At 44.4% G+C, this 15202-nt stretch carries 9 protein-coding genes; 5 read left to right on the top strand and 4 right to left on the bottom strand.

The genetic code is table 11. From position 1 onward, the window contains the following. The first annotated feature begins 39 nt into the window (after window positions 1-39). The 3 genes from QVC79_RS10265 to QVC79_RS10255 all read left to right on the top strand — a co-directional run bounded on the left by QVC79_RS10265 (window position 40) and on the right by QVC79_RS10255 (window position 5041). A complete protein-coding gene (locus tag QVC79_RS10265; RefSeq protein WP_151412157.1) occupies window positions 40-1872 on the top strand; it encodes a DNA topoisomerase IV subunit B in 1833 nt (610 codons plus the stop codon). Between the two features lie 64 nt (window positions 1873-1936). Then, on the top strand, window positions 1937-4567 hold the full coding sequence (locus QVC79_RS10260; RefSeq protein ID WP_270592951.1) for a DNA gyrase/topoisomerase IV subunit A: 2631 nt from the start codon (window positions 1937-1939) through the stop codon (window positions 4565-4567). Further along, the gene (locus QVC79_RS10255) at window positions 4568-5041 is read left to right on the top strand and encodes a shikimate kinase (protein ID WP_287642475.1); all 474 of its coding nucleotides are present in this window, start codon (window positions 4568-4570) and stop codon (window positions 5039-5041) included. A 191-nt stretch (window positions 5042-5232) separates the two neighbouring features. Here QVC79_RS10255 and QVC79_RS10250 read toward each other — a convergent pair whose 3' ends face one another. Then, complete coding sequence (locus tag QVC79_RS10250; RefSeq protein WP_270592952.1) at window positions 5233-8064, bottom strand: PD-(D/E)XK nuclease family protein; 2832 nt, start codon at window positions 8062-8064, stop codon at window positions 5233-5235. A 64-nt stretch (window positions 8065-8128) separates the two neighbouring features. Between QVC79_RS10250 and QVC79_RS10245 the strand changes: the two genes are divergently transcribed. Together QVC79_RS10245 and QVC79_RS10240 are read left to right on the top strand one after the other, a co-directional pair. Continuing rightward, window positions 8129-8695, top strand: coding sequence for a nitroreductase family protein (locus QVC79_RS10245; RefSeq protein ID WP_270592954.1), 567 nt, complete (start codon window positions 8129-8131; stop codon window positions 8693-8695). 37 nt (window positions 8696-8732) lie between these two features. Then, complete coding sequence (locus QVC79_RS10240; protein WP_270592956.1) at window positions 8733-9308, top strand: fumarylacetoacetate hydrolase family protein; 576 nt, start codon at window positions 8733-8735, stop codon at window positions 9306-9308. 42 nt (window positions 9309-9350) lie between these two features. Here the strand turns inward: QVC79_RS10240 and QVC79_RS10235 are convergent, their stop codons facing one another. The 3 genes from QVC79_RS10235 to QVC79_RS10225 form a co-directional block, all read right to left on the bottom strand. Continuing rightward, a complete protein-coding gene (locus tag QVC79_RS10235) occupies window positions 9351-11027 on the bottom strand; it encodes an AMP-binding protein (protein WP_087422420.1) in 1677 nt (558 codons plus the stop codon). Between the two features lie 232 nt (window positions 11028-11259). Continuing rightward, window positions 11260-12723: an aminoacyl-histidine dipeptidase gene (locus QVC79_RS10230; RefSeq protein WP_087422419.1), complete on the bottom strand. Its 1464-nt coding sequence runs from the start codon at window positions 12721-12723 to the stop codon at window positions 11260-11262. A gap of 256 nt (window positions 12724-12979) precedes the next feature. After that, window positions 12980-15190: a S9 family peptidase gene (locus QVC79_RS10225; protein WP_287642474.1), complete on the bottom strand. Its 2211-nt coding sequence runs from the start codon at window positions 15188-15190 to the stop codon at window positions 12980-12982. Window positions 15191-15202: the final 12 nt, after the last annotated feature.

The following is a 15202-nucleotide window of genomic DNA, read 5'->3' as shown; positions in this document are numbered from 1 at the left end:
CGGAGTTTTGATTATTTTTGTGCAAAACATGGATAACTTATGGTAGAGAACTATTCGGAAGATTCTATTCGGACGCTGGACTGGAGGGAACATATACGCTTGCGCCCCGGTATGTATATCGGAAAATTGGGGGACGGAGCGGCAATGGACGATGGAATATACATACTGGTTAAAGAGGTGGTGGATAATAGTATTGACGAGTTCGCGATGGGAGCGGGGAGCGAGATTATTATCAAGGTAGAGGAACGGACAGTTTCGGTACGGGATTTCGGACGAGGAATTCCGTTGGGTAAATTGATTGACGTGGCCTCGAAGATGAACACGGGTGCCAAGTATGATTCCGAGGCTTTCAAGAAATCCGTGGGATTGAACGGTGTTGGTATAAAAGCCGTGAACGCCCTTTCCGAGAGTTTTATCATCCAGTCCTTCCGGGACGGGGAGACGAAACGGGTGCGATTCAACAAGGCGCTGATCGTGGAAGATCAGGAGGTGGTCCCGACCACGGAACCGAATGGTACGCTGGTGACTTTCATTGCGGACAAGGAGCTGTTCGGTAATTATCATTACATCATGGATTACCTGGAGGCCATGTTCAAGAATTACGTGTTCCTGAATTCCGGGTTGACTATCAATTTCAACGGTCAGAAATTACATTCCAAGAGAGGGTTGTATGACTTGTTGTCAGAGAATATGAGTGGGGAGGGGTTGTACCCGATCATTCATTTGAGGGGAAATGATATTGAGATGGCAATGACACACGGACGGCAGTACGGGGAGGAGTACTACTCTTTCGTGAACGGTCAGCACACGACGCAGGGAGGTACGCACTTGATTGCTTTCCGGGAGGCCGTGGTGAAGACGATCCGTGATTTTTACAAGAAAGATTTTGATTTGGCCGATATTCGTACTTCGATTATCGCAGCGATCAGCATAAAAGTACAGGAACCGATGTTCGAGTCGCAGACGAAGACAAAGTTAGGTTCTAAAGATATAGCCCCGGAGGGGCCTTCGGTGCGTAATTTTATTTTTGATTTCGTGACGAAGGAGCTGGATAATTACCTGCACCGGAATCCGGACACGGCAGAGTTGTTATTGCGCAAGATTGTCGAGACGGAAAAGGAGCGGAAAGCGATGTCCGGTATCCAGAAGATCGCGAGAGAACGAGCCAAGCAGGTAAGCTTGCACAACCGGAAGTTGCGGGATTGTCGGGTGCATTTCAATTCCAACCATGAGCGGAAGACGGAATCGTCGATATTCATTACCGAGGGGGATTCTGCCAGTGGGTCTATCACGAAGTCACGGGACGTGAACACGCAGGCCGTGTTCAGTTTGCGGGGTAAACCGTTGAACTCTTACGGGCTGACCAAGAAGATCGTGTACGAAAACGAGGAGTTCAATCTTTTGCAGGCAGCGTTGAATATCGAGAATGGAATAGAAGAATTACGTTATAATAATATCATTATCGCCACGGATGCGGATGTGGACGGGATGCATATACGATTGTTGTTGTTGACATTCTTTTTACAGTTTTTCCCGGATGTGGTACGGTCAGGGCATTTGTACATTTTGCAGACCCCGTTGTTCCGGGTACGGAATAAGAAGGAGACACGCTATTGTTACTCTGATGCGGAACGGGAGAAGGCGATCAAGCAGTTGGGGCCGAAACCGGAGATCACGCGATTTAAAGGTTTGGGAGAGATTTCTCCGGACGAGTTCGGTGGGTTTATCGGGAAAGACATCCGTTTGGAACCGGTTCGCATGACAAAGCAGGACCCGATTGGTACGATCTTATCCTATTACATGGGAAAGAACACGAACGAGCGGCAGGATTTTATTATAGATAATTTGTACGTGGAGAAGGATGAAATCTAACCATTTTATGATTTTAGATTTTAAATTTTAGGTTTTAGATTGCAATTTTCAATTTTCAATTAATATGAGCGAGGAAATAGAGAACGGGGAAGTAGAGAATGTGGAGCCGGAGCAACAGGAAGAAAACGGCCGGGTGCGGTCGATTCAGCATTTGTCGGGAATGTTCGAGAAGTGGTTCTTGGATTATGCTTCCTACGTGATTCTGGAACGTGCGGTACCTTACGTGAATGACGGGTTGAAACCCGTGCAGCGTCGTATATTACACGCGATGAAGGAGATGGATGACGGGCGGTTTAACAAGGTGGCCAATATCGTGGGGAGTACGATGGCTTATCACCCGCATGGAGATGCCTCAATCAAGGATGCGTTGGTGCAGTTGGGACAGAAGAACCTGTTGGTGGATTGTCAGGGAAACTGGGGAAATATCCTGACAGGAGATGATGCGGCTGCCGGACGTTATATCGAGGCACGTCTTTCGAAATTCGCTTTGGAGGTGGCTTTTAACCCGAAGACAACGAACTGGAAGCTGTCGTACGACGGTCGGAAAAGAGAGCCGGTGACGTTGCCCGTGAAGTTCCCGTTGTTGTTGGCGCAAGGGGTGGAAGGTATTGCCGTGGGATTGGCCTCGAAGATCTTGCCGCACAATTTCAACGAGTTGCTGGATGCCTGTATCGCTTATTTGAAAAATGAAGATTTTGTTTTATATCCGGATTTTCCGACGGGGGGAATGATCGACGTGTCGAAATATAATGACGGGTTGCGCGGGGGAGTGGTGAAGATTCGGGCAAAGATAGAGAAAGACGCCGGGAATAAGATCTTGCGGATCACGGAGATTCCATTCGGACGGACGACTTCGGCCTTGATCGATTCGATTCTGAAGGCGAACGAGAAGGGAAAGATCAAGATCAAGAAGATTGATGATAACACGGCGGCAACGGCCGAGATTTTGGTATATCTGGCCGCGGGAGTTTCTTCTGACAAGACGATTGATGCATTGTATGCCTGTACGGATTGCGAGTTATCGGTTTCTCCGAACTCGTGCGTGATCGAGAATGATAAGCCGATTTTCATGCCGGTAACCGATATTCTACGAAAATCGGTGGACGAGACGGTGGCCTTGTTGTTGTTGGAGTTGAAGATTAAGTTGGGCGAGTTGGAGACGGATTGGCAATATTCATCTCTGGAAAAGATATTTATTGAAGAACGTATTTATAAGGATAAAGAATTCGAGGAGAGCGAGTCGATTGATCAGGTAGTGGTTCACGTGCGGAAACGCTTGGAGCCATTCTTGCCTGAATTGATTCGCCCGGTGACGGATGACGATATAAAGCTCTTGTTGGAGATCAAGATGAAACGAATCTTGAAGTTCAACTCGGAACAGGCTGAGAATTATATTAAGGGATTGGAAGAGGAGATTGCCCGGGTGAAATTTGACATCGAGCATATTATTCCTTACTCGATCAACTATTACGAGAATATTAAGAAAAAGTACGGTAAAGGGCGGGAACGTCTTACAGAAATTCGGAATTTCGAGAATATCGAGGCCACGAAAGTCGTGGTGGCAAACGAAAAGTTGTACATCAACCGGGAGGAAGGTTTTATCGGGACGGCCTTGAAGAAAGACGAGTTTATCTGCGAGTGTTCTGATATTGACGACGTGATCGTGTTCCGGAAGGATGGTACGTATTACGTGACCAAGGTGGCGGATAAGTTGTTCGTGGGGAAAGACGTGCTGTACGTGAATGTGTTCAAGAAGAATGATAAGCGTACGATATATAACGTGGCCTACCGAGATGGTAAGGTGGGACCGTCTTACGTGAAACGTTTCTTCGTGACGGGAACGACCCGCGATAAGCAATATAACTTGACGAAAGGTACGCAGGGATCACGGGTGCTGTATTTCAGTGCTAACCCGAACGGGGAGGCCGAGGTGATCAAGGTATGCTTGAAACCGAAACCGGGCATGAAGAAACTGGTGTTCGAGTATGATTTTGCAGGTTTGGCGATCAAGGGACGCGATTCGCAGGGAAATGTGTTGAGTAAGAATGATATTCACAAGATTTCATTGGTACAGAAAGGAGCATCTACGTTGGGAGGTCGGAAGATATGGATTGACGAGGATGTATTGCGGTTGAATACTGATGGGCGTGGTCGTTACTTGGGAGAATTCCAGGGCGAGGACCGGATTTTGGTGGTGAATAAAAACGGTACTTACTACACAACGGATTATGATTTGAGTAATCACTACGAGGAGGGATTCTCGGTGATCGAGAAATATGAGCCGGAGAAAGTTTGGTCAGCGGTGTTCTTTGATGCGGAACAACAATTCTATTACTTGAAGCGTTTCCGTTTCGAGAATGTGGTTCGTCATACGTTGTTTATCGGGGAAACGGAAGGTTCGTATCTTGTAGCTTTGAGTGGTGAAAAGCGGCCCCGGTTCGAGGTTGTGTTTGGTGGACGTTACGAAAGTCGTCCGGCTGAGGTGATCGTGGCAGATGAGTTTATTGCCGAGAAATCGTACAAGGCTCGCGGAAAGCGGGTGACGACTTACGAGGTAAAACAGATCAGCGAGATCGAGCCTTTGGATAGCGGCGAGGAGGAAAGCGAGGAAGCGGCTTTGACCGACATAGATTTCGAGATCACGAACCCGGATATGCTGAGTGACGAGACGCAGATGAGGTTGGATTTTGAATAAATGTCGGAAGTGAAAAGTATGAAGTACTTTATCGTGGGATATATGGCGAGTGGCAAGTCCACGTTCGGGAAGGAATTGGCCAAAGATAAAGGACTTCCTTTTCTGGATCTGGACGAGAGTGTCGAGAGCAGAGAGGGACGGTCGATTTCGGAGATTTTTGCCAAGGAGGGAGAGGAGTATTTCCGGAAGAGGGAACGGGAGATCTTGCATGAGATATGTAACGAGACGGATGAATTTGTGCTGGCCACGGGAGGGGGAACACCTTGTTTCTTTGATAATATGGACTATATGAACCAAGAGGGAACGACTGTTTTCTTGAACACGTCATCTCTTGTTATTGTCGATCGTTTGAAACGGCAACGCTCTAATCGGCCTTTGTTGGCGATGTATTCCGATAATGAGTTGGAGTTTTTTGTCCGGGAACATCTGGAATCCCGGCTTCCTTTTTATTTGAAAGCAAAAGAACAGATATAGAACCTGTGTCACGTGAGAGTTCGGGGCGTGTTTATTGGGAAATAAGCCCGTACGTGGCAACTAAAGACGTGTACCCTACCCATCATATTCGATCAGCTCAAGTGGCTTTGAAACGGAGGAAAATGGAGAGAGAAACGTCCATCCCGACTTATTTCCCGCCGAACTCTTTTCGGAATGATCCCAACTTTCTTTTATTTCCGTTTACAGATTTCGTTGTACGAGCAAGTACGGCACTTTTCCGGTAATTCCGTTTGCGTGAACGGTACTTCGGGTGAAAAGAGTTTTTCCAATAATTGCACGAGTAGATCTTGAAATTCCGGTTCGTATGGTTTAAAGCGACGAATCGGTTCTTTATTACACTTCAACAGATAGCTGTAATTCGGTGTGAAAAGCAACTTCGTGCTGTATATTCCCGGAAGAATCGGGTCTGTACCCGGATTTTCGTACTCGTACATCATGCAATAGAGCAAGGTTTGGAAAGCCGCTTTATTTCGCTGTTTGTTGTTTGAATCAAAGATGGACGGCAGGTCTTTAAGATCGGTTTTGTCGGCTCCGGTTTTGTAGTCTATGACACGGGTTCCTTGGGCGACCCGGTCAACCCGGTCGATGTCTCCTTCCACGTAGATCACGGTGGGCTGGTCAAAAGCGGAAATCGTGACGGGCATACGATATTTTCTTTCCATGGAAATGATGTGGAAAGGACATAACGTTTTATCAAATTCGAAAACCTTCTTCACGTATTTTTTCACGACAGATAGTACAAGGTCATTGGCCCCGCTTTCCAGCATTTTGGACACAGTCGTGTCGTATAACTTCTCGTAGGCAGCCTGGATATGCTGTTCAATCAGTGAATCGTTTTTCATCAAGGCATCGAGACCTTCTGCCGTGATTTCCCCGTTGGGGAAAGTTTGGTAGAGAGATTGCGTACTTTGATGGAAAATAGTACCCAACAGGCGATGATCCAGCTCTTCGGCCATCTCTTCTTTCTCCTTGATCCGGGCGATATATTTGAAATAAAATTTCAGGTGACATTCCATGTACGTGTTGAGCGCAGATGGCGAGATTCCCCGTTCGTTTTCATCCGTGTAGCTTTTCAGTTGCTCCAAGATCGATGGGTTTTTAGGGATGGAAATGGTTGGGTTATCCTGAACCGATATGCTGTTTTGGAAATGAACTTCCCGGATGGGTAGTCCCGATTCGTATTTTATCTGGTAAAGGAAACGACTCATCTCGCCGCTACTCATGCCTTTCGTGACATCAGAGTACAATAGTTTGATGTTTTTAGCCCGTTGCAAGAGGCGGTAAAAGTAATAGGCGAAAAGGGCATCCATGTGTTCCGGAGTTGGTAAGCCGAATCCCAGTCTCAGGTTGTAGGGGATAAATGACGAGGCGTGTCCGCCTTTCGGCAGAATTCCCTCGTTGGCAGACAGGATAATCAGGTTTTTGAAATCCAGCATACGGGTTTCCATCAATCCCATGATCTGCATTCCTTCTAGCGGCTCTCCGGAGAATGGGATGGACACACCTTGTAATATCTTGTGAATAATTTGCAGATAAAACTTGTTATCCGGGATAATATTTTCTTCGATAAAGGTATTTTTAATGCCTTGAATCGTCGTGAAAATCGTGAATAGAAATTCCTTTTCGATGGCTAGTCCTTCATGGCTTTCGGACTGTATGGTAGCAATCAGTTGCTTTAAAATGCGTAACAGGTAATCGAGTAAGTTCTCTTCCGACGAGGAGAATATGGCTCGTGTGATTTCGCTGAATTGAAGACTTTTTTCTGCCACGTACACGATATTGTTCGTGTTGATGTAATTCGTGATCTTGGGAATATCTTCCGAACAGGAACTTTTTATTAGTTTATGGTTTAACAGGGCGATGACCGGTTTGTAGTAATAATGGGTCATTTCTCCCTCTTTCTTGGCATAATGCTTTAAATCTCCCAGCATGGCAATCAAGGCGGCAACAGACGTGTTCTGTGCCGGGTACCCCATCGTGATGTTGATTTTGTCTATCGTATCGGGAATGGAGTGAATAACCGGGGTAAGTAGGCTTTCGTCGCAAAGGACGATAGCCGTGTCCGTGTATGAATCTTGCTGTTCCGGGTGGATTTGTTCAATCAGTGTCGGGATCAGTTTTGCCTGTCCGATGGTTGAGGGAACAGAGATGTACTCGATGGCTTTGTCGTTGTACCGGAAGTTGTTGAAATGTTCCAGTCCCAAGGCATTGGGGAACAGTTTCATGTTTTCTCGGATATAAAGGCCTGCCTCGTGGTTGTCGTTTGCCGAATAGTACGAGTCGTAATCCCAGTAAAAAAGGGCTTGTCGGTTGTCCCGAAAATAGGAAAATATTCTTTTCTCGCATTGATTTAAGGCGTTGAATCCGGCAAATATCAGTTGGCGATCGGTGTGATGTTGGGAGAGTTGTTCGCAGAACAGACGTTGCCCCATTCCTTCATAACACAGGTTCTCGGCGAGTAGTTTTGCCTTAAAACGGGTATAGGTCGGGTAGAGTTTATCCCATACATTCAGAAATTCCTGTTGTTCCCGGCTGTATTTTTCCGAGTTGAAACTCCGCCAGAAACTTTGAATAAACTCCACCTGTTCCGGGGTGAGGTAGGGGAAGGCGGATTCAATTTCCCTCAATGCCGTGATGTTGGAAAAGAGGTCTTTGGCGTCCACGAGATATTTGTCTATATCATCGAAATCCCCGAGTAACATATTGCCCCAAAAATAGAAATCGTCAAAACGTTCGGTCGTTCCGGAGTATTCTTGATAGGTCTTGTAAAGTTTGATGATAAGAGTCAGTTCTTCGGCCTTTTTCAGTCCGGTTTGGCGTTCTATGAATTCGCTCAACGTCAGTATCTCCGGCATCCACACGGGACGATCAATCAGTTGAGCCAGTTCTTGTGCCAAGAATAATCCGGCTCGTTTGTTCGGGAACAGAATGGTCAGGTTGTCAAAATTGTGGCCATATTTCTGAATCAGATCTTTTGCTAGGAGATGAAGAAACGAATTCATATTTTATTACTATTTTTGTTTCGGAACAAATTTACAATTTAATCATTAGATTCAATATAGATTTATGCTGAAAGAACTGTTATTAAAAAATAGAAGTTACCGTCGTTTTGTTCAGAATGTTCGGATCACACGGGAGGAATTGGCGGAATTGGTCGGACTGACTCGGTATTGTGCTTCGGGAAGAAACGCACAGGCGTTGAAATACAAGGTGGTGGCTGATGCCGATTTGTGTGGTAAGGTGTTTCCTAATTTAGCATGGGCTGGCTATCTAAAAGATTGGGACGGTCCGAAAGAGGGAGAACGCCCGGCAGCTTATTTGATCCAATTGTTGGATACTTCTATCGTGGAGAACTGTTTGTGTGATGACGGGATTCAAGCACAGACTATATTGTTGGGAGCCGTGGAGAAAGGATATGGCGGTTGTATTATCAAGGCTTTCAAGAACGAGTCGTTGCGAGAGGTGTTGCAATTGCCGGAGCATTTGAAGGTCATGTATGTTATTGCTTTGGGTAAACCGAAGGAAACGGTGGTGTTGGAAGAGATGAAAGACGGTGATTACAAGTACTGGCGGGAAACGGACGGATCGCACCACGTGCCGAAGCGGGCTTTGGATGAATTGGTGATTCTGTGATCATTGAAGGTTTGATTCTAAATTTTGGATTGTAGAGATGAAATTACTTTGTGCGGAGTATAATGAGGCGGGTGAGGTTGCCTATAATGTCATTGGCGATAATGCCCTCCTGCGAAACAATGATGATTTCTATATTCCGGCTTTTGCCACGGAGTTGAGTTGTGTACCGCAAATAGTATTACGGGTTGGGAAGATCGGAAAACACGTGGCCGAGCGTTTTGCCGGACGGTATTACGAGGAGGTGGGGGTTGGAATCCGTTTCTATGCGGATAATCTGGAAAGAGAATTGTTGGCGACTTCTTTGTCTCCTACGGCGGCAATGGCTTTTGATTCTTCGGCGGCAATTTCACCGATGAAATCATTGGCGGGCGTCTCGCTGGAAGATATGATCTTTTTATTTGAATTGAACGGTGAGAGCGTTCTCACACGTAAAGTTTGTGAGATTTCGCAAAAACCGGAGAAGACACTTGCAGCAATGTCTGAGTATTATATGTTGAAAATAGGAGACTTCTTGTTTTGTGGGGGTGTTTTTCGACAAAGGAATTTATCAATAGGAGATCACCTTCGGGTGCTTTTAGACGGGGAATGTTTGCTGGACTTTCAGGTAAAATGATAGAAATAAAAAATCGGGTTCCTAAAAACCCGATTTTTTTTATTATTTGCAATACAAGAAACGTTTGATTTTGTGAGTGGGAGTCTTTTCAAAAGGTTCATGTTGTACGAGTACAAGTTGTAGTTTTGAGAAGTTGTTCACCCGGGCATTCACGTAATCCCGTAGTTCTTGTTTTTGTTCTTCAATGTAGTCGTTGATTTTTTCCTTGTAGTTCCCGGCTTGGTCTTTCAATTTCTGGTACTGTTTTTCAAGTTCTTCCATGTTAAAATGAACCATGGCAACCAGTTTGCCGCTATTTTCCACTACGAGGGATTCGTTCACGAAACGGAAATTGTTAATGATAGATTCGATTTCTTCCGGGTAGATGTTTTCTCCGGATGCACCGAGAATCATGGTTTTGATTCTTCCGCGGATGGCTAACCTGTTTTTCTTGTCAAAAGAACCCAAGTCTCCGGTTTTAAACCAACCGTCTTCCGTGAAGGTTTCTGCGGTAAGTTCCGGACGTTTGTAGTATCCCTTCATCACGTTAGGACCTTTGATCCAGATTTCACCTTGTCCGCTCTTGTCGGGATCGTTGATTTTAATTTGTACACCTTCCATGACGGGACCTACTCCTTGAAGGAATGTCTGTGACGGGTTGGAACCTGCGGCCATGGGAGCTGTTTCGGTAAGTCCGTAACCGATAGCATAGGGGAATTTAGCTTCCCGAAGGAATTGCTCTACGGTACCATCCAGTTTAGAACCTCCGATTCCGAAGAATTTTAGTTCCCCACCAAAGGTTTCCATGAGTTTCTTTCCTGCCAATCGGTTGAATAATTTACGAGCCGGAGCGAATTGGTAGAGCTTGCTCATCAATTTCGAACTGGTGAATTTAGGTAACACTTGCGACTTGTAAATTTTCTCGATAATCAAGGGTACGGATAAAACTACCGTGGGACGGATTTTCTGCATTGCCGGAACAAGTAATTTTGGGGTCGGTACTCGATCCAGGTAATATACTTGTGCTCCGAACATCAAAGGTAACAAAAGTCCCAGTGTGTTTTCGTAAGTATGTGCCATGGGCAGAATACTTAGGAAACGGTAGGTTTCGTCTACAGGTTGGATAGTACGACACTGACGTGCATCCCATACCAAGTTTTTGTGTGTTAAGACTACTCCTTTCGAAAATCCTGTTGTACCGGAGGTGTAAATGATTGATGCAATGTCCTCTTCTTCAATTGAAACTTCGGGAAGAGGGGTTGTATTATTCAAATTAATATCCGGGACCAATTTATCCAAGTCTTCCGGTTGGTAGCATCCTTCCGGCATGGTGGCAAAGTTATTGATCAGGATTTTATGCTCAAGGAATGGTGTTTTTACTCCTTCCAAACATTTTGCCAGTAGGCGGGAAACGAAGATCACTTTTACCTCCGCATGTTCCAATATATTCTGGAGTTCTGTAGAACAGAATCCCGGTAAGATCGGTACGGCAATGGCTCCAATGTTTGCGATGGCGAATTGGGTGATTCCCCAGTTCGGCATGTTCGCACTTAAAATGGCAACCTTGTCTCCTTTCTTTACACCTAAATGAAGTAAGTGGTTAGCAATAGATACGACCTCGTTATATAAATCTTGGTAAGTTTTTTTTCCGCTTGCGACAAAATTTAAAGATAAATTTTTTGAAAACTTGGAACAACTATTTTTCAAGAGTTCCGGTAGTGTCAATTTCTTTAAAGTCATGTTTTAATAATATGAATTTTCCATACAAAGATAATACAGAAAACAATACGATGTGGTTAAAATATTTAAAAATAGAGTAAATGGCTTGAAAGTGAGGGAAAATTGAAACAATTTCTAGTGTTTTACGTATCGGCAAGACTTGATTTATTTGAGGGGCCCGGCTTTTTATTCTTTTCGGGAAAAATGAGAAAAAAATAGACTCCGATAACGCCATCGGAGTCTATTTTTATTATTATTTCGTAGGAATTGCAGCTAATGTAGCTTTCAAGAATTCCCAGAATTTACTTACAGATTCGATGTTCACTTTCTCGTCCGGAGAGTGAGGAGAACTGATGGTCGGTCCGAAAGAAATCATGTCCCAATGTGGGTAGGCAGATCCTAGGATACCACATTCTAATCCGGCATGGATAGCCATGATTGCCGGTTTCTTACCGTATAATTTCATGTAAACTTCTTCCATTTCTTTGCGGATAGCTGAATCCGGATTCGGTTTCCATCCCGGGTATTCTCCGGTAAAGTTGATCTTGCTTGCTTCTGCCAGTTCAAATACAGATGCTACTACTTGAGCTAACGATGTTTTTGCGGTTTCAACAGAAGAACGCATTAACATGTAGATTTCGATCTTTCCTTCTCCACCTTTCACGATAGCCAAATTGTTGGATGTTTCAACCGTGTCCGGCATGGAATCGATCATTCTCATGGCACCATTCGGGCAAGCCTTGATGGCGTTAATCAGGTTATATTGTACTTTTACAGGCATTACATTCTGTGGAAGAGCGGTTTCTTCAGCAAAGAAAGTGAGATTCGGTTCTTTAGCGCTTAATTCAGCTTTAAATATTCCCTCGTATTCTTTTACTTTAGCAAGGAATTTGTCTGCATTAGCAGCCGGAACAGTTACGATTCCGAAAGCTTCACGCGGGATTGCGTTTCTCATGTTTCCTCCGGATACGGAAGAAAGACGAAGGTCTAATTCTTTGCTGACTGCTTTCAAGAAACGGAAATATAATTTGTTGGCATTTCCTCTACCCAAGTTGATGTCCATTCCGGAGTGACCTCCTTTTAATCCTTTCAATGATAATTGGAATGCTTTGTGTCCTGCTGGAACAGCTTCGGGAGTGTAGTCGAATGCGATTTCTCCGTCAATACCTCCGGCACATCCAACATACAATTCGCCTTCTGTTTCAGAGTCAAGATTCAATAAAATATCTCCTTTTAACCAGTTGTGGCGAATACCGTTTGCTCCATCCATTCCGGTTTCTTCGGTAGCCGTGATTAACACTTCAACCGGACCGTGAGGAATATCTTTTGATAATAGAATAGCCATTCCGGTAGCAACACCGATACCATTGTCAGCTCCGAGGGTGGTACCATCAGCGGTTACCCATTCCCCGTCGATATATGCTTCAATAGGATCTTTGGTGAAATCGTGTTGTTTGTCTTCATTTTTTTGAGGAACCATGTCTAGGTGACCTTGCAGGATAACTCCTTTGCGGTTTTCCATACCCGGGGTTGCCGGTTTGCTCAATAATATATTGTTAGCCTCGTCCATTTCAGCATGGATTCCGTTTTCTTTTGCCCAATTCATAACGAATTCTCTGGCTTTTTCTTCATGGTTTGACGGACGTGGAACTTGAGTTAGTTTATAAAAGTTTTCCCAGATAGCTTTGGGTTCTAACGTACAGATACATTTACTCATAACGTTTTTATTTTTAAATTTATGATTTAAGATTTCAGCTTGGTTATCCCGAAGATAATTGCGCTGAGATCATGTTTATTTCTATCGTTTGCAAGATATAAAAAAAACAGATAAGTTGTGATCGAATCACAACTTATCTGTTTTTTTTGTTTCAGGTTGGTAAGTTACAAGTTACAGGTTCTTGACGTGCAAGCGTTGACGTTAAACCTGTAACTTGTAACCTGCCAACCTGTAGCTTGAATCAACATTTGAAATTTTATTTCAAATGTTGATTCAAGTAGTTCACAAATTTAGTGTATAACTGTAACCGGGTGTAACCGCCGTATATGCTATGGTTACGGTTGGTGTAAATCTGCATATCGAATTGTTTGTTTGCCTGTACGAGAGCCTCGGATAATTCGTAGGTGTTTTGCACGTGTACGTTGTCATCCGCAGTTCCGTGGCATAACAATAAGTTTCCTTTTAAGTGTTTTACCCAGTTGATCGGGGAGTTGTCATTGTATCCGGAAGGATTATCCTGCGGGCGTCTCATGAAGCGTTCCGTATAGATGGAATCGTAGAATCCCCAGTGAGTAACGGGAGCAACGGCGATAGCCGTGGAGAACACGTCATTTCCTTTCATGAGGCAAAGTGATGACATGAATCCGCCAAAGCTCCAACCCCAGATACCTACTTTTTGTGCATCGATGTAAGATTGTCCGGCAAGCCATTTTGCGGCAGCGATCATATCGTCGCTTTCGATTTTTCCGAGTTGCATATAGGTACATTTGCGGAATTCTTCCCCTCTGGCAGCCGTTCCGCGAGGATCGATGCAAGCCACGATATAACCTTCTTGTGCTAGGTATTGTGTCCAGTCCATGCCCCAGCTATTGCTTACTTGCTGAGAGTTCGGACCACTGTACTGGATGATTAATAACGGGTAAGTTTTTGATGCGTCAAAATTCACGGGTTTCATGAGCCATGCGTTTAACATGGTGGTTCCGTCTGCTGCCGGGATTTGTATGAATTCTTTTTTTGCAACATTGTAATCTTCCAGTTTCGTTTTCAATGCGGCATTGTCTTCCAGCGTGCGGACTGCTTTACCGTTTGCCGCATAGAGGGTGTACACGTGAGGCATATCCGCATTAGATACTATATTAATATAGTATTTGAATGATTTACTGAATTCTGCTTCATTCCATCCTTTTGTCGGGGTGAGTTTCTTCTTCTTACCCTTTAAGTCAATAGAGTAGATGTATTTTTCCAGAGGAGATTCTTCGTGAGAAGCGTAGTAATAAAGTTTTTTTACCGGATCGAACCCGTAGAAGTTTACCACATCGTATTTACCGGAAGTGATTGGTTGAACTTCCTTGCCACTCATTGCGTATAAGTAAAGGTGAGAATAACCGCTTTTTTCACTGCTCATGATGAAATGTTGCCCGTCTTCCATGAAGATCAAATTGTCTAAGTTGCTTTCCGCGATATAATATTTATTTTCTTCCCGGTAAAGCACGGTTGTACTTCCCACGCGGGCATTGGCCAACAGGATTTCCAGTTGATTCTGGAAACGGTTCAGTTTCATGATAGCTAATCTTTTCGGATCTTTTGTCCATTTGATACGGGGTATGTAAATATCGGTCTCTTCACCAATATTCATTGGGGTGGTGACACGATCTTTAATGTCGTAAACGTGGACGCTCACGATGGAATTGGCTTCCCCGGCTTTCGGGTATTTATAGGAATAGTTCGAGGGATAAAGGGCATTTTGTTCGTATGCCGGGTATTGTCCTCTGAACATATTCATGTGGTAAGTCTTCACGGCTGATTCGTCAAATTTGATGAATGCGAGGGCAGATCCGTCGGGAGCCCACTCGAAGGCTTTGTTGAATCCGAATTCCTCTTCATATACCCAGTCGGGGGCTCCGTTAATGATTTCATTAAATTTCCCATCAAAGGTGATTTGAATTTCGGAACCGAAACGTAAGTCCGCGATAAAGATGTTGTTGTCTCTCACGAATGCCACTTTCGTTCCGGTAGGAGAGAAGGTTGCCAAACGTTGAGAACCACCTTCCGATAAAGGTTTTAATTCCTTATTCTTAAAATCGAACACGAAGTAGTCTGCCGTGAATGAACGACGGTAGATCGGATTTATATTCGTGCAAATCAGAATCCGGTCTTCTTCCGGGCTGAATTCGTAATCTTGGATGGTCTGAACAGCTTTGTACTTGGGATCGTTCAAGTCTAGTAAAATGCTTACGGCTTTCCCGGTTTTGTAACTATACATGACCAGCTTTTTACCTTTGTCTTCCAACACGGTATAGTGTTCCCCGTCATTTAACGAACGGAGGCCTGAAACACCTTGTGTCCTGAACGTGTAGGTCAAGTTAAAATCTTCCAGAGTGAATTTTTTGCCCTTGTTTTGAGCGTTTCCGGGTAGGGCAAACCCCACGATAAACATACATACAATTAACTTGTAAAACATCCTCATGACAATTATTTT

Origin of the sequence: Butyricimonas sp., assembly GCF_019423355.1 — a bacterium.
In the GTDB taxonomy this organism is placed as follows: Bacteria; Bacteroidota; Bacteroidia; order Bacteroidales; family Marinifilaceae; genus Butyricimonas; species Butyricimonas faecihominis.
Note: the sequence above shows the minus strand (reverse complement) of the source record. Positions and strands in the feature narration are given on the sequence as shown.